15 protein-coding genes are annotated in these 16051 nt (G+C 64.7%); 9 read left to right on the forward strand and 6 right to left on the reverse strand.

The genetic code is table 11. From position 1 onward, the window contains the following. Positions 1 to 33: 33 nt before the first annotated feature. From APZ15_RS34175 to APZ15_RS34190, 4 genes are read right to left on the reverse strand one after another with little or no spacing between them, the layout of a single operon-like run. Positions 34 to 993 carry an ABC transporter permease gene (locus APZ15_RS34175; protein WP_027792044.1) on the reverse strand — a complete coding sequence of 320 codons (960 nt, stop codon included), beginning with the start codon at positions 991 to 993 and terminating at the stop codon, positions 34 to 36. After that, the gene (locus APZ15_RS34180; protein ID WP_027792043.1) at positions 986 to 2014 is read right to left on the reverse strand and encodes an ABC transporter permease; all 1029 of its coding nucleotides are present in this window, start codon (positions 2012 to 2014) and stop codon (positions 986 to 988) included. The genes APZ15_RS34175 and APZ15_RS34180 overlap by 8 nt, the downstream gene beginning before the upstream one ends. After that, the gene (locus APZ15_RS34185) at positions 2011 to 3561 is read right to left on the reverse strand and encodes a sugar ABC transporter ATP-binding protein (protein ID WP_027792042.1); all 1551 of its coding nucleotides are present in this window, start codon (positions 3559 to 3561) and stop codon (positions 2011 to 2013) included. Before APZ15_RS34185 ends, APZ15_RS34180 begins: the two co-directional genes overlap by 4 nt. Further along, positions 3558 to 4574 carry a sugar ABC transporter substrate-binding protein gene (locus APZ15_RS34190; protein ID WP_027792041.1) on the reverse strand — a complete coding sequence of 339 codons (1017 nt, stop codon included), beginning with the start codon at positions 4572 to 4574 and terminating at the stop codon, positions 3558 to 3560. Before APZ15_RS34190 ends, APZ15_RS34185 begins: the two co-directional genes overlap by 4 nt. A gap of 248 nt (positions 4575 to 4822) precedes the next feature. Between APZ15_RS34190 and APZ15_RS34195 the strand changes: the two genes are divergently transcribed. From APZ15_RS34195 to APZ15_RS34225, 7 genes are all read left to right on the forward strand, one after another. After that, complete coding sequence (locus tag APZ15_RS34195) at positions 4823 to 5893, forward strand: substrate-binding domain-containing protein (RefSeq protein ID WP_027792040.1); 1071 nt, start codon at positions 4823 to 4825, stop codon at positions 5891 to 5893. 445 nt (positions 5894 to 6338) lie between these two features. Continuing rightward, a complete protein-coding gene (locus APZ15_RS34200) occupies positions 6339 to 7223 on the forward strand; it encodes a LysR substrate-binding domain-containing protein (protein ID WP_027792039.1) in 885 nt (294 codons plus the stop codon). 93 nt (positions 7224 to 7316) lie between these two features. After that, positions 7317 to 8066: an SDR family NAD(P)-dependent oxidoreductase gene (locus APZ15_RS34205; RefSeq protein WP_027792038.1), complete on the forward strand. Its 750-nt coding sequence runs from the start codon at positions 7317 to 7319 to the stop codon at positions 8064 to 8066. A 71-nt stretch (positions 8067 to 8137) separates the two neighbouring features. Further along, complete coding sequence (locus APZ15_RS34210) at positions 8138 to 9466, forward strand: MFS transporter (RefSeq protein ID WP_027792037.1); 1329 nt, start codon at positions 8138 to 8140, stop codon at positions 9464 to 9466. A gap of 37 nt (positions 9467 to 9503) precedes the next feature. Beyond that, a complete protein-coding gene (locus tag APZ15_RS34215; protein WP_027792036.1) occupies positions 9504 to 10349 on the forward strand; it encodes a transketolase in 846 nt (281 codons plus the stop codon). After that, positions 10346 to 11344 (forward strand): transketolase family protein, encoded by a 999-nt coding sequence (locus APZ15_RS34220; protein ID WP_027792035.1) that lies wholly within the window; start codon positions 10346 to 10348, stop codon positions 11342 to 11344. Before APZ15_RS34215 ends, APZ15_RS34220 begins: the two co-directional genes overlap by 4 nt. 504 nt (positions 11345 to 11848) lie before the next feature. Continuing rightward, the gene (locus APZ15_RS34225; protein ID WP_027792034.1) at positions 11849 to 12181 is read left to right on the forward strand and encodes a cupin domain-containing protein; all 333 of its coding nucleotides are present in this window, start codon (positions 11849 to 11851) and stop codon (positions 12179 to 12181) included. A 172-nt stretch (positions 12182 to 12353) separates the two neighbouring features. On the opposite strand, the gene APZ15_RS34230 is transcribed toward APZ15_RS34225, so the two are convergent. Next, positions 12354 to 12653 (reverse strand): H-NS histone family protein, encoded by a 300-nt coding sequence (locus tag APZ15_RS34230; RefSeq protein ID WP_021160271.1) that lies wholly within the window; start codon positions 12651 to 12653, stop codon positions 12354 to 12356. A 280-nt stretch (positions 12654 to 12933) separates the two neighbouring features. On the opposite strand from APZ15_RS34230, the gene APZ15_RS34235 reads away from it, so the two are divergent. Then, positions 12934 to 13422 carry a RidA family protein gene (locus tag APZ15_RS34235; protein ID WP_027792033.1) on the forward strand — a complete coding sequence of 163 codons (489 nt, stop codon included), beginning with the start codon at positions 12934 to 12936 and terminating at the stop codon, positions 13420 to 13422. Positions 13423 to 14196: 774 nt separating this feature from the next. Then, complete coding sequence (locus APZ15_RS34240; protein ID WP_027792032.1) at positions 14197 to 14448, forward strand: hypothetical protein; 252 nt, start codon at positions 14197 to 14199, stop codon at positions 14446 to 14448. A 63-nt stretch (positions 14449 to 14511) separates the two neighbouring features. On the opposite strand, the gene APZ15_RS34245 is transcribed toward APZ15_RS34240, so the two are convergent. Then, a complete protein-coding gene (locus APZ15_RS34245) occupies positions 14512 to 15729 on the reverse strand; it encodes a histidinol-phosphate transaminase (protein ID WP_236849599.1) in 1218 nt (405 codons plus the stop codon). Positions 15730 to 16051: the final 322 nt, after the last annotated feature.

The raw sequence follows: 16051 nt of genomic DNA on the forward strand, positions 1-16051 counted from the left end.
GCGTGGTGTAGGGAGGGCACGGCGTGCGGCGGCTCACGCGGCGCGTACACGCCGCCCCATGAAACTCAGCGCGAGCACCGCGAGGATCAGCGCGCCGGTGGCGACCTGCTGCCAGTAGAAGTTCCAGCCGATCAGCAGCAGCCCGTTGGCGACGAGGCTGATCAGCAGCACGCCGAGCAGGGTGCCGGTGACGCCTGGACGGCGTGTCGGCGACAGCGTCGTGCCGATGAAGGTCGCGCCGATCGCGTTCAGCAGGAAGCCGTTGCCGGCCTGCGGAACATAGGCCTTGACCGTCGACGACAGCAGCAGGCCGACCACGCCGTAGACGAGCGCGCTCGCGACGAACGTCGCCACGACGGTCGCCGCGACCGGCAGCCCCGAATGGCGCGCGACGCCCGGCTGCGCGCCGAGCGCGGCGCTGTAGCGCCCGAACGCCGAATGCGCGAGCACGACATGCACGGCCGCGGCGAGCACGACGACGCACCACAGCGGCACCGGCACGCCCGCGAGCGTACCGTGTGCGAGCGCGCCGAACAGCGGCGGTAGCGCCACGTTCAGCAGGTAGACGGGCTGGCCGCCGCCGGTGGCGAGCTGCTGGACGGTCTGGCCGATGAACAGCGTGCCGAGCGTCGCGAGAAACGGTGCGATCCCGAGGCCGGCGACCAGCGCGCCGTTGAACGTGCCGACCAGCACCGCCGCACCGAGGCCGCCGAGCAGGGCCGGCAGCACGCCCACCTGATGCGCGACCAGCTGCACGAACACGAGGCTCGCGACGTCGATCGCGGTGCCCAGCGACAGGTCGACCGCGCCGATCGACAGCGCGAGCGTCATCCCGAGCGCGGCGATCGCAAGCAGCGCGAAGTTGTTCACCAGCACGTCGGCGAGATTGGCGGGCCGCGCGAACCCCGGTGCGAACACGGCGAAGAAGGCGATCACCGCGAGCAGTGCCGCCACGAGCGAGAACCGCTGCAGGCGGCCGATCCGTTCAGTCATGGGCATGGTGTTCCGTATGGCGGCGCCGAATCAGCGCGGTCGTCGCGACGACGAACAGGATCAGCGCGCCTTCGACGCCGTTGACCCAGTAGCTCGACACGTTGTCGAGCTGGAAGCCGTTGCCGACGATGCCGACGAACAGCGCGGCGAGCAGCGTGCCCGGTATCGTCGGCACGAGCCGCCGCGAGAACACGACGCCGAGCAGCGCGACCGCGACGACGGCCAGCAGGTTTTCGCCGGCGCCGGGCGAGCTGCCGCTCAGCAAGGCACTCGACGCAAGCGCGGCCAGCGCGGCGGAGACGCCGCTCAGCACGTAGCTGGCCGCGACATACGCGTTCACGCGCAGTCCGGCCGCGCGGGCGGCATCGCGATGCGCACCGGTCGCGGCGAGCCGCAGGCCGAAGCGGGTTCGGTGCAGCAGCACGCCGAACAGCAGCGCGACGATCAGCAACGCGGGCGCGAGATGCGGTACGTCGAACGGGCCGCTGTCGATCAGAAAGGTGAGCACCGGGCTCGCCGCCGCGACCGACGTGTTCTGCGTCAGCACCAGTTCGAAGCCGGCGCAGAGATTCATCGTCGTCAGCGTGGCCAGCAGCGGGACGATCCGCAGCGCGATCACCGCGAATGCATTGAGCGCACCGACCGCCGCGCCGGTGGCCAGCATCAGCGCAAGCGCCGCGCCGTCAGGCGCCCCGTCGCGCAGCGCGACGGCCTGCACGGCTGCGCAGAGGCCCATGTTCGCCGCGACCGACAGGTCGAGACCGCCGCGGATCGGATCGGGGCCGCCGCCGATCAGCACGGCGGTCAACCCGAATCCGAGGATGCCGACCACGGCCGACTGCTGCAGCACGTTCGCGAGGTTTGCGACGGTCAGAAAGAGCGGCGAACTCGCGGCAAACACCGCACACACGACGGCGAACGCCAGTGCCGCGCCCCAGCGCAGCCAGAATTGTGCGCCGAACGTGCCCGGCAGCCGCGCGAACGCCGCTCCGGGCGGCGCACGATCGAGGATCCGGTTCATGCGGCCACCTCCTGCCGCGGCGTGTGGCCGCGTGCGCCGGTCGCCCACGCGAGCAGATCGTGGCGCGTGGCGTCGCGGGTCGCGACGTCGCGCACGATCCGGCCGCGTGCCATCACGAGCACGCGATCGGTGACGTCCAGCAGCTCGATCAGGTCGCTCGAGAACAGCAGGATCGCCGCGCCGTCGCGTGCGAGGCGATCGAGCAGCCGGTAGATTTCCGCTTTGGCGCCGATATCGACGCCCACCGTCGGCTCGTCGAAGAGATACACCGGCGACGTGCGATCGGCGCCGCGGCTCAGCCATTTCGCGAGCGCGACTTTCTGCTGGTTGCCGCCGGACAGCTGGCGCACCGGCGCGTCCGGGCCGGGCGCCCGCACGTCGAGCGCGGCGATCAGCCGTTGCACCGCGTCGTCCTCGCGGCGCCGCGCGACCAGACCGAATCGGGTGAAGCGCGCAAGGCTCGCGAGCGTGATGTTCTCGCGCACGGACAGGCTCGGCGCGATGCCGTGCGAGCGGCGGTCTTCCGGCACGAACGCGATGCCGCGACGCACCGCGTCGCGCGGGCTGCGCAGCCGCGTCACGCGGCCGTCGAGCGTCACCGTGCCGCGCACGCCGCGTTCGAGACCGAACAGGCTGCGCACGACCTGCTTTCCGCCGGAACCGAGCAGCCCCGTGACACCGACGATCTCGCCGCGCCGGACCTCGAACGACACGTCGTCGAACCGGCCGGGCGCCGCGAGGCCGGCGACCCGCAGCGCGGACGGGCCGGGCACGCGCACCGGCGCTTGCGATCGTGCGGCGATCCCGGTGCCGATCATCGCCGCGACGAGCGCCTCGGTCGGCGTGGTCCGTGCGTCGACGTGCGCAACGTCGGTGCCGTCGCGCAGCACGGTGACGCGATCGCAGATCGCCGCGATCTCGTTCAGGTAGTGCGACACGTAGAGGATCGTCAGCCCGCGGCGCCGCAGCCGGTCGAGTGTCTGCAGCAGGCGGTCGACCTCGCTGCTGACGAGCGCGGCGGTCGGTTCGTCGAGCACGAGGATGCGCGGGTCGCGCATCAGCGCGCGCGTGATCTGCACGATCTGCCGCTCGGCGACGCTCAATTCGGCAATCAGGCGGTTCGGCGGCAGGTCGAGGCCGAAATGCGCGTGCAGCGCGTCGCTGGCATCGCGTCGCATCCGGCGTGCCGCCAGCAGCCCGAGCGGCCCCGCGCCATAGGCCGGTTCGTTGCCGAACTGCAGCGCCTCGGCGACCGTGAAAGTCGCCGGCAGCAGACGCTCCTGATGAATGAACGCAATGCCCTCCGGCGGCGCGCGGTGTGCGAGTGCCTGTGTCGCACCGTCGATCGCGATCGTACCGGCATCGGCCGTGTCGATGCCGGCGAGAATCCGGATCAGCGTCGACTTGCCGGCGCCGTTCTGCCCGATCAGCCCGTGCACGGTGCCGCGCGCGACGTCGAGCGACGCGCCGCGCAGCGCCGGCACGCCGTCGAAGTGTTTGACGATCCCGCGCAGCGCCAGCGCGGGCGGGCGCGTGTCGGCGCTCATTTCGGGGCGGCGGCCTGCCCGAGCGTCTGCTGGGCCGAGCCGGCGTTGTCCTTCGTGACGAGCAGCGACGGGACATACGTATAGGGCGGCAGCGTGCGCTCGCCGGCCAGGTAGCGCGCGACGTTGTCGACCGCGGTCTTGCCGATCAGCGCGGGTTGTTGCGCGACCACGGCCGCCGCGCTCGATTTCGGGTCTTTCACGAGCGCGACGACATCGGGGCTGCCGTCCACCGCATAGGTCCTGATTTCGCTGCGGCGCGCGGCGTCGACGGCCTGCGTCGCGCCGACTTGCGGCACGTCCCACGCGGCCCAGATCGCGGCGATCTGCCCCTTCGGGTATTTCGCGAGCAACTGGCTGACCTGCGCGTACGCGCTCTGCACGGTGTTCGGAATCACGTCGCGCAACTCGGGCTGCAGGATCTTCACCTTCGGGTAGTACTTGAGCACCGCCTTCAACTGGTCATAGCGGATCGCGCACACCGGCACGCCGTAGAAGCCGTTGAACACGAGAATGTTGCCTTCGCCGTGGATGTCGTTGACGAGCTTCAGCGCGAGTTGCTCGCCGATGAAGAAGTTGTCCGAGGTCGTGACGTTGAGGCTCGACGGCGAGGCCGTGTCGATCGTGAACAGCGGAATGCCGGCCTGCCGGATCTTTTGCAGCCACGGTTCGAGCACGCTCGCCGTGCCGAGCTGCTCGATGATCGCATCGGGCTTCTGCGCGATCAGCGTCTGGATCTGCGCGATCTGGCGGTTGTCGTTGCGGCCGGCGTCGAGTGCGATCGGCGTTCCGCCGAGCCGCTTCACTTCGTCGATCGCACCCTGGTATGCCTTCAGGTCCCAATAATGATCGGTGCCGATCGCCGTGATGCCGATGCGCTTGCCTTTCAGCGACGGTACGGCGGCGTTACTTGCTGCTGCATCGCTTTGCGCGCGGGCAGGGGAGAGCGCGGCGACGGCGGCGAGCGTCAGCAGGGCGGCGGCAAAGGTGCGACGGGTTCGGGCGGGACGGGTCATGGCGTCGATGGGCGCTGAAAAAAGAGGGAGCTGAACTTTGCGACTCTAATGACAACGCTCCCGCGCGCTAACCATCGATTCCTGCTACGCATATCACGCGCGCGCTCGAATGCTTGTGCCAGGCGCGACGTGGTCGGCTTCAACGATTTGCCATCCGAAGGAATATCGATTGCCGAATCGCTCGGTTTGAAGCGGTTCGCCGCGCTGATAGATTTTCCGGATACCGACACCAGCCAAGGAAGACCCGCATGCGATTCCCGTTTCGCCGTCCGTTGCGCCCCGTCCGGATGATCCGCGCGCTCGCGCTCCTGTCCGTTGCCGCGTTGACCGTGCCCGCATCGCATGCCGGCCCGCTCAAAGGCGCACCCGCGCCGTTCGACAAGGGCGGAGTGAAGGTCGCGCTCGTCAACTACCTGTCGACCGGCGATTTCTTCCAGGCATACGAGGCCGGCGCGCAGAAGCAGGCGAAGGCGCTCGGTATCGACCTGCGCATCTACGAGGGCCGCCAGGACGCAACCGAGCAGCGCGAGCAGATCCAGCAGGCGATCAGCGTCGGTGTGTCGGCGATCATCGTCAACCACGGGCTCCCCGAATCGCTGAAGGACGTCGTGCAGCGCGCGCTGGACAAGGGCATCAAGGTCGTCGCGTTCGATGTCGACCTCGGTAACCCGAAGGTGCCGCAGATCGAACAGAGCGATCGCGACCTCGCGAACTTGCTGCTCGACCAGGCGGTGAAGGACAACGGCGATGCGTTCTCGGCCGGCTACGTGTACGTCGCCGGATTCGCGCCGCTCGACCGGCGCGACGCCGCGTGGCGGGACTTCAAGCGCGCGCATCCGAAGGTGCGCGAGCAGGCGCGCTGGGGCACCGTCGACAATCCGATCGCGCAATCGGTCGCGAACCAGGCCGCGGCCGCCTATCGCGCGCATCCCGACATCCGCGTGGTGTTCGCGCCTTACGACGAATTCGCGCGCGGTGCGAAGCTCGCGGCCGACGAGGCGAAGCTGGCGTCGAAGTTGCGCATCTATAGCGCCGACATTTCGACCGCCGATATCGAGGCGATTCGCGCGCCCGGCAGCGCATGGGTCGCGACGGCCGCGACGAATCCCGCGGTCGTCGGCGCGGTGTCGGTGCGGGCCGCCGCGCTGCTCGTCGCGGGGCAAGATCCGGGCCGGCGGATCGTGGTCAAGCCGACGCTGATCACGCGCGATGATCTCGTGAAGAACGACATCCACACGATCGCGGAGCTTAGCGCGAAGTTTCCCGCGTTCCGCGCAAGCGACGCGGTGACGGCCTCGTGGATTCCGGCGACGGATTAACGCGTGGTGGCTTTTGTCTACGGTACGTGACCATACGTAGCATTGGCGGGCTGCGATTCTCGTGAGCCGGCCGGGCAGACGCAAACCGGCCGTTGCCTCCGCACGGCCGATGGACGAGATGCTGACGATCCCCGCGAACGAAGCCGGCAGCCCGGACAGCAGATGGCTCGCTGAATGAGGGAGTCCGGGGCCGTGACTTGCTCGTCAGGTGACGAAAAGCGATCGCGCGTCAGGAGGGAAAGCCGGACAATGCATGTCGCTGTCCTGCGCAGTCGTGCACGGCGCCAGGTCGGATTGTGGTTGGAAGCCGAGACGCTTGACTGGTCGCATCGCGCTTGCCGTCGTATCGGATGCGTGTACGCTGTGCGGGTTGCCGACAGGATGGCAGGGCAGATGTCGTGCGAACAAGTCGGTTTCCTTCTACCGCAACCGAAAGAATGTCACGATGCGTATTCCCCCGCTCAAGTCCATCATTGCGTTCGAGAGTGTCGCCAGAACCAAAAGCGTGAATCGCGCAGCGGAAGAACTGGGTCTGACGGCGTCGGCCGTGAGCCATCAGCTGAGCAATCTCGAATCAATCGTCGGCCAGCCGTTGTTCCAGCGGTCCGGGCGTGGTCTCGTGTTGACGCCCACGGGCGAGCGCTACCTCTCCGACGTGACCGGGTCGCTTGCGGATCTGAGCCGCGCGACCGAGCGGGCGTCGAGCCGCACGGAGGTTGACATCTTGCGGGTGCATTCGAGTCCGAGCTTCGGACTCATGTGGCTGCTTCCCCGGTTATCGTCGTTTCAGGAAGCGAATGGCGACATTCAGCTCAATCTCGCGTGCTCATACGAGAACGTCTCTTTTTCGAACGGCTACTACGACATCGACATCCGGCACGGTTACGGCAACTGGGACACGCTGGAAGTGAAAACAGTGCGTGGCGAATTCATTGCGCCGCTTGCTTCGCCTGCCTATCTTGAGCGGCATCCCGTCGAGACCCCGGAAGACCTGCTGGCGCATCGTCTGATCTATTCAGAGACTCCGCTCGTCCAGTGGAAGCAATGGTTCGGCAGGACAGGCGTATCCGCGAAGCAGAAGACGTTCGATTTTTCCTTCGACCGCTCGTACATGTCGATCGAAACGGCGGCACTCGGCCTCGGCATCGCACTCGAGAGCCTGACGCTCGCATCGGTGAAAATCAGGGACGGACTGCTGGTGCCTGTTTTCGACGAGACATATTCCGTTGAAGTCGGCGCACATCATCTGGTTTACCCGACGCAAAACGCCGAATTGCCGCGCGTCGAACGCTTTCTCGCATGGATCGAGCGGGAGGCGGCGGTCATCTGAATTTTTCTCAGCCATTGTTGAGCGTTTCCGCGTTGATGCCGTTGCCCCGTCCACCGACACTACGGGCACACATCAACACCCCGGAGACAGGCAATGCTGCTCGAGAACAAGATTATCGTGGTGACGGGCGCGGCGTCGCCCCGTGGTATCGGCAAGGCGACCGCAAAGGCGCTGGCCGCAGAGGGGGCGCGTGTCGTGATTCTCGACCTGCGCAAGGACGACGCGCAAACCGCTGCCGCCGATCTCGGCGCCGACCATCTCGGCCTCGCCTGCGACGTCACCGACAAGGACGCTTGTGTCGCCGCCGCGCGTGCGACGCTCGAACGGTACGGCCGCATCGACGGCCTCATCAATAATGCAGGTATCACGCAGCCGGTTCGCACGCTCGAAATCGGCGGCAAGGATTTCGACGCGATCGTCGACGTCAATCTGCGTGGCACGCTCCATATGTCGCAGGCAGTGATTCCCGCGATGAAGGCGCAAAACGGCGGCAGCATCGTGTGCATGTCGTCCGTTTCCGCGCAACGCGGCGGCGGCATCTTCGGCGGACCGCACTACAGCGCCGCCAAGGCCGGTGTGCTCGGACTCGCCAAAGCCATGGCGCGCGAGTTCGGCGCGGATCATATCCGTGTCAATTCCATCACGCCGGGTCTCATCCAGACGGACATCACGGGCGACAAACTCACGCCCGACATGCGCGCCGACATCATCAAGGGCATCCCCCTCGGGCGCCTCGGCGACGCAGCCGATGTCGCGAATGCCTGCCTCTTTCTGGTCAGCGACCTTTCGACCTACCTGACCGGCATCACACTCGACGTGAACGGCGGCATGTTGATTCACTAACGACAGCGCCGCGCGTGCGCGGCATCCCGAAGCACCCGGGACCCACCGGGGCCGTGGCAGGAGACAGACACATGAAATCCAGATACAGCGCATCGGCCGTCGCGGGCGATGCGATCCAGTGCGGCGACTCGCCGACATTCGAGGCAAAAACCTACGCGAAGGTCAGCCGCCGCCTGATTCCCTTTCTGATGCTGTGCTACCTGGGCGCGTATCTCGATCGCGTCAACGTAGGCTTTGCGAAGCTGCAGATGCTGAGCGATCTGCGTTTCAGCGAGACCGTCTACGGCGTAGGCGCGGGTATCTTCTTTCTCGGCTACTTTCTGTTCGAAGTGCCAAGCAATCTCATTCTCCACCGAGTCGGTGCGCGCAAGTGGCTTGCGCGGATCATGCTCACGTGGGCGCTGATCTCCGCGAGCTTCGTGTTCGTCAAATCGCCAACCGTCTTCTACATGCTGCGTTTTCTGCTCGGCGTGGCCGAAGCGGGATTTGCGCCGGGCGTGATCCTGTACCTGACCTACTGGTTTCCCTCCGTGCGCCGCGCAAAGGCGCTGTCGCTGTTCTTCATGGCGATTCCGCTGGCAGGCATCATCGGCGGCCCGCTGTCGGGTTCGATCATGCATTCGCTCGAGGGCGCGATGTCGATGGCGGGCTGGAAGTGGCTGTTCCTGCTCGAAGCCGTGCCGTCGCTGGTGCTGGGCATCGCGATCCTGCTGTACCTCGATGACGGCATCGCCAAGGCAACGTGGCTCACAGACTCCGAAAAGGCACTGCTCGCCCGCAATGTCGCGGGAGACGATGCGCACAAGACGGCTCATCTCTCGATCGGGGCGTTCATCGGCGACCGCCGCCTGTGGCTGATGGCCGCGATCTACTTCTGCGTCGTGCTCGGCCAGTACGGTCTGACTTTCTGGCTGCCCACCATCGTACGCAAAGCCGGTGTATCGGACCCGCTTTGGGTCGGCATTTTCACCGCGATTCCCTACCTGTGCGCACTCGTCGCGCTGCCGCTGATCGGCATGAGCGCGGACCGCCGACGCGAACGCCGCTTCCACCTCGCGATTCCCATGCTGATCGCCGCAGCGGGTTTCGCCGCGTTGCCCGCGCTGGGCAGCGTCGCGGCGTCGATTATCTGCCTGAGTGTTGCTGCCGCCGGCATCCTCGCATCGTCTTCGCAGTTCTGGTCCTTGCCGACGTCACTGCTTGGCGGGGTATCGGCCGCGGCGGGCATCGCCGCCGTGAACTGTTTCGCCAATCTGGCGGGATTCTTCTCGCCCGCCATCGTCGGCTGGCTCAATGACCTGACCGGCAAATCGACGGCGGGCCTCGTCTTCATCTCCGTGGCGGTGACGCTGGGTGCCGCGCTCGTGTTCCTCGTCCCGGCCAGGTCCGTCAACCGCTGACGCTTTCAGGATTCTCTCGATATCGAAGGAGCAATACATGGAAACCGAAATCATTGCCGAGGACGTCTCGCTCGCCGAGCGTGCGTACCGGATCAGGAGAAACGCGCTGCTGATGGGCGAAGTACAGGGCCAGGGCTATATCGGCCAGGCGCTCGACATCGCAGACGTACTGGCCGTGGCGTACTTCGGCGCCATGCGTTACCGCCCGCATGACCCCGAATGGGAAGATCGCGACCGCTTCCTGCTGTCCAACGGCCATTACGCGATTGCGCTGTACGCGGCGCTCTTCGAGGCCGACGTCCTGCCCGCAGAAGAACTCGAAACCTATGGCAGCGATGACAGCCGCCTGCCCATGTCCGGCATGGCGAGCTATACGCCGGGGATGGAGATGTCCGGTGGCTCCCTCGGCCACGGCCTGACGATTGCCGTAGGCCGCTGCCTTGGGCTCAGGCGCAAAGGGTCGAACGCGTTCGTCTACACCCTCTTCTCCGACGGCGAACTCGACGAAGGCGCGATCTGGGAAGGCCTGATGTCCGCCGCGCACTGGAAACTCGACAACCTGATCGCGATGGTCGATGTCAACAACCAGCAGGCCGACGGCCCGTCGACGCAAATCATGGCGTTCGAGCCGCTCGTCGAGAAACTCGAGGCATTCGGCTGGTATGCGCAGCGTGTGAACGGCAACGACATCGATGCCGTGAAGGTGGCTTTCGATAACGCCCGCAATCACGACAAGCCGCAACCGCGCATCATCGTATGCGATACGAAGATGGGCTGCGGCGTGCCGTTCCTCGAACAACGCGAGAAGAACCACTTTATCCGCGTCGACGCGCACGAGTGGCAACTCGCGCTCGAGGCACTCGAGGCAGGGAGAACAGCATGAGCACCGTTGAGAAAAAGCCGCGCCTGAAGACATCGGCGATGATCGCGTCGATCGCGGGAGAAGGCCAGATGACCCGTTCCGCGCCGTTCGGCCAGGCGCTTGCCGAACTCGCACGCACGAAGACCGACGTGATCGGCATGACAGCAGACCTCGGCAAATACACCGACCTGCACATCTTCGCAAAGGCGTTTCCCGATCGTTACTACCAGATGGGCATGGCCGAGCAACTGTTGATGGGGGCGGCGGCAGGCATGGCCCATGAAGGCGCACAGCCGTTCGTGACGACATATGCGGTGTTCGCCACGCGCCGCGCGTATGACTTTATCCACCAGGCAATCGCCGAGGACAACCTCGACGTGAAAATTGTGGCGGCACTGCCCGGTCTCACGACAGGCTATGGCCCGAGTCACCAGGCTGCCGAAGATCTCGCGCTGATGCGCGCGATGCCGAACATGACGGTGATCGATCCGTGCGACGCGCTCGACATCGAGCAGATGGTGCCGGGCATCGCCGCACACAAAGGCCCGGTGTACGCGCGCCTGTTACGCGGCAATGTGCCCGCCGTCCTCGACGAATACGACTACACGTTCGAACTCGGGAAGGCGAAGCTGCTGCGCGACGGCAACGACGTGCTGCTGATCTCGTCCGGGATCATGACGATGCGCGCGCTCGAAGTCGCGAAAGCGCTGGAGGCGGACCGCATCGACGTCGGCGTACTGCACGTGCCGACCATCAAACCGCTCGATACCGCCACGATCCTGCGGGAAGCGAAGCGTACCGGCCGCATGGTGATCGTCGCGGAAAACCATACGGTGATCGGCGGACTCGGCGAAGCCGTGGCACGCACATTGCTCGGCGCGGGCGTGACACCGTCGTTCCGGCAGATCGCACTGCCTGACGAATTTCTCGATGCCGGCGCGCTGCCGACGCTGCATGACCGATATGGCATCTCGACCGGCACGATGGCCGCGTCTATCAAAACCTGGCTCGCGTGACCGACCGGATGGCTCGAACGACTGGCTGAACCCGACGATTTGCGTAACGTGACAGTTGCCGCCAGGAACGGCCGCGTCCCGACGGGAAGCGGCCGTTCGCTGTGGATGAGCCATTGGCCGCTTGTGGCCGGCAAACGTCCGTTCGCCGGCCGTTGGGGCAGGCCTTCGTTCGCTCCGCCGTCTCAAGCGCATCGTCGACCTCGGTGCCGAGGTATCGGCCAGCGCGCTCGAGCCTCGTATGCCCGCGCAGCAGTTGAACGGCCGCGGGTTCTTTCCGACACGATCGCAAACCAAGCCTGCCGTCTGCTCGACGCGATACCTCCCAACAGCGGCGATTGAAAAAAGACGATGATCGTCTCTCGTTGGCCGATCATGGAATAGGTACCGCCATCGTTTCCTTCCAGCGAAACGAGCCGGTTCCAATCGCATCCATTGAGCTACAGTGAACATTTCCCGCCACCGTCAACCCTGGCGCCCATCCAATACCGCCGACGAGGCCAACCCATGCAACTTCAAACCGGCAACCTGTTCACCGCCGATGCCCGGCGCGATGAGGACGAAAAAATCGACCTCCTTGTCACGGGCCAGCGTCTGAACGTCGAGCGAATCGTATCGATGGGCCACACGAGCCCGGACGGTTTTTGGTATGACGACGCACGCGCCGAATGGGTCGTGCTGTTGTCGGGGGCGGCGGTGCTCGAATTCGAAGAAGGCCCGACGCGCCATGAAATGCATCCCGGCGACTACGTGCTGATCGAGCCGCATTGCCGCCATCGCGTAGCGTGGACGCACGAAGAAACGCAAACCGTCTGGCTTGCGATCTATTACGAACGTTGAATCAGGAAATATTGCGAGGGCGAGGCCGAATTCGATCCGGCGCGCAGCATGCCGCCGCGCGCCGAATGAGACAAAGCCTCATCAACCCGGCGCGGTCGTTGGATACCGCCGGTATTGATGCCCAAATAGCAGGACGGCGCGCAAAACCGCGCGCCGGTACGCGTCGAGAATCTTATTCCTGGATCAGGAATCGATTGCGATTCTTCGCGTCCTTGATCCATGCGGGTGCGCGACCGCGGCCCGACCAGGTTGCCCCGGTCTTCGGGTCGCGATACTTTGCCTGCACGGGGGCGGCCGCTTGCTTGGCCGGACGGCCGCGACGGTTACCGAAAATGTCCTTTTCGGTAATGCCGAATTCGGCAACCTTGGTGCGGATGTCGTCGACGATCGCCTGGAATTCCGCGGCACGTGCAGCTTCGGCTTTCTCGGCCAAAGCTTCCATTTGGGCTTTCAGTTCCTTGTACGTTGCCATGTATCGCTCTTCAGGTTGAGTACTCACATGATAGCGGTTTCAACGGAAAATTTTGAGGAAATTCTCATCGACTACGTGTTTTGTCGTCAATATGGCGATGCAGGACTGCTTCGAACACCTGAGAAGTGTGTCGTATTGACGAAGACGTAGAGGATTACCCGGGCATCTTTAACGGCACGAGCATGTCAAGTTGACCGATCGCACGGGTTTTCTTCTTCAAGACAAGCAATCGGGATTTAACTACTCTTTACATTTTTATGAAGTATCGGGGAATTCACTGATGAACAGAGACGAGAAGCTGATTCAGATTGCCGCCGAATTCGGCTTCAATCCGGACGAGGAAATCAGGATTGGCGGAAAGTACACCCCCGTTCTGGTCGACGGGAATACGGCCTATATTGCCGGCCAGATTCCACGGATCGGCGAAGTGGTGCATTTCGTTGGCGTAGTGGGGGAATCCATTTCGCTCGATGAAGGTCGCCGGGCTGCCGGTGTATCGACACTCCGTGCGCTCTCGCTGATCAGAACGCGCTGCGGCACGCTTGACGTAATAGCGACGGTGCCGCGCATGACCGTGTATGTGCGAAGTGCACCCGGCTTCACGATGCAAAGCGAAGTTGCCGACGGCGCATCCGATGTGTTGTATGCGGTGCTTGGCGACGCCGGTGTTCATACGCGGACATCGGTCGGCGTGCTGCAATTGCCCAAAGGCGCATCGGTGGAAGCGGATTTCATTTTCGGGTTGAAGCAGGGCAATGCCGGTATCTGATTCCGACGGGCTGTATCTCGCGGGTAGGTCGTTTCGCGAAACATCCGGATATTCGCGCGCGACACGCGAGTCACTACCGACAAGCGCTTGCAATACCCAAAAAAACACTCGCCGAAGGACTTCGACAGGTTGCTCGATCAAAAGGATTTGACGAAGCGTCAGGCGGCGTTCGATACCGGCGATGTGAATGCGCGCGGCGAGCCGGGCAAGTGGGCTGCGCCGTCGCGCGCCCCATGTCGAAACAATCTCGCACGCTGGCGCGTCACGCAGGCGCAAACGTTGTCGACGCGCACGGCGTACGACGGACGTCACACGTTCCCGTCCGAAATCGTCGTGAACGCGAACCCCGGGCCACGCTCATGCGCGCTGCAAATCCTCCCCTTGCCTGCCCGGCGGCAGTGCGCCGATGCACGCCATTCAAGTAGCCGGCCCATCGAGAATTCATCCCCGGCCGGCCGCCGCATGTGCGCCCCCCGACTCCCCACGATTTCCGGAAATCCCCCCGCCAATATCGGACGGCATCCCCACTTTGGGAGATGCCATTGCCCGACAGTAAGCCTACGATTGACCACAGGGCATCGGGGACGGATGGCATCAGAACAAGCGGGCAGGCCCGCCATTCCGAGTCGAAATCAACACATGCCCACGCAGTCTACTGACACAGCTTCTGCTTACGATGGCGTTCGATGTGTGCGGCGAGTCGCTTTCATCGCAGCACGATGGCGCGTTGATGACGGAAGGCCTGCTGTCGTATTTCGGGGAATTTCAATCAATATGCTGGCACGAGACTATGTGGAACGAGAGCTCTCTCACATCCAGAGAATGGTGGCTCTCCTGGACAGCGAACAGAACGCTGACGATGTGTCGATGTCGGGCGCGGTGCGTGTGCGGCATCCGAGCTACTGGCGCGGGCGAATCGAGGAGCTGCTGTCGGCGCCCGATGTGCCGCGCCACATCAGAAAGCTCAGCGAAGCGGTGCTCGCGAAGATCGACGAGATGGAAATGCGCTTCGCGGCGATGAAGTAAGTACATCGTCGGATGCGGCGCCGGCATGTGTTTCGTCGCGTCGTCGACCGGATGGCCGGTCGCTTATCCGGCCGCCATCACGTCAAGCAGGGCCGCACGGAATGCGGCCATCTCCGCAGCGGTGCCGATGGACACGCGCAGATACGCCGGCGGGCCCGATTCGCGAATCAGGACGCCGTGGCGCAGCAGGCCGCTCCAGATCCGGTGCCGATCGGCAAACTCGCCGAACATCACGAAGTTCGCATCGGAATCGGCCACCGTGAGGCCCAGACCGCGCAGCCAGCCGACGGTCGAATCGCGCTCGGCCTTGATCGTCTCGACTTGCGACAGCATCTCGTCGCGCGCGACCAGCGCCGCGCAGGCCGCCGCCTGGGTGAAGGCCGACAGGTGGTAGGGCAATCGAACCAGCTTCAGCGCCTGCACGATCGCGGGCGCGCACGCGCAATACCCGACGCGGCCGCCCGCGAACTTGAATGCCTTGCTCAACGTGCGGGTCACGATGAGCCGCGGATGATCCGGTAGCAGCGTCACCGCGCTGGGTACGCCGCGACGCCGGAACTCCGCATAGGCTTCGTCGACGACGACCACGCCCGGCGCGACGTCGAGGATGGCGCGAATATCGCCGACCGGCAGCGCGGTTCCGGTCGGGTTGTTCGGCGACGTCAGCAGCACCACGCCCGGCTGGTGCGTGCGGATACCGTCGAGCGCCTGATCCACGTCCAGCGCGAAATCCCCGGTGCGCGGCAACGTATGGAGGCGCGTGAAAGTCGTGCGGCAGTATTCGTCATACATGGGATACGCGGGCGTAAAGGCCAGCGCCGATCGCCCCGGGCCGCCGAATGCCTGCAGGATCTGCTGGATCACCTCATTCGAGCCGTTGGCGGCCCAGATGCCCGCTGCGTCGACCGTCACGCCGGTGTCGTGCGTCAGATAGGCCGCCAGATGCGATCGCAGCCCGGCAAAGTCGCGATCGGGATAGCGGTTCGCCGTGCGCGCGGCGTCGGCCACCGCGGTCGCGATGCGCTCGACGAGCGCGGGCGATGGCGGATAGGGATTCTCGTTGACGTTCAGGCAGACCGGCACGTCGAGCTGCGGCGCCCCGTACGCGTGCTGCAACCTGAGGTCCTCGCGCAGCGGCAAATCCGACAAGGCGATTTCTTTCCAGGGCTGTTGCATTGAAAACACTCCGTACGGTATCGATTGATCGGCGCAGCAGGTTTTTAAGGCGGCAAAAAACAAAAAAGGCGCCGCAGGCGCCTTGGTGTCGTCTTGATCGGGCATTCACCCGATGCAATTGCTAGATGCGAAACGAGCCACGGCGCAACAGGGGGCGTCCGTGGTGATGGTGCAGCGAGAGCGTGGTGTTTCGAATCGTCATGCGCCGCATCATGGCATACCGCGATCCGGAAGAAAAGCGCGCCACCCTGCGTGTGCCGGATTCGATTGAGCCGAAACGCCGGAAAACGCCCATTACGTCTGATGATAAACGGTAACAAACGTCGTATTTCGACCAAATGCGAACGAGTGATTCAAACGTTGGCGTCAATTGACTAAGATGCGCAGAAGACGTTCGACAAAAACGCACGGCGCGGGGTAGCCAGAT

It is taken from the genome of Burkholderia cepacia ATCC 25416 (genome assembly GCF_001411495.1).
In the GTDB taxonomy this organism is placed as follows: Bacteria; Pseudomonadota; Gammaproteobacteria; order Burkholderiales; family Burkholderiaceae; genus Burkholderia; species Burkholderia cepacia.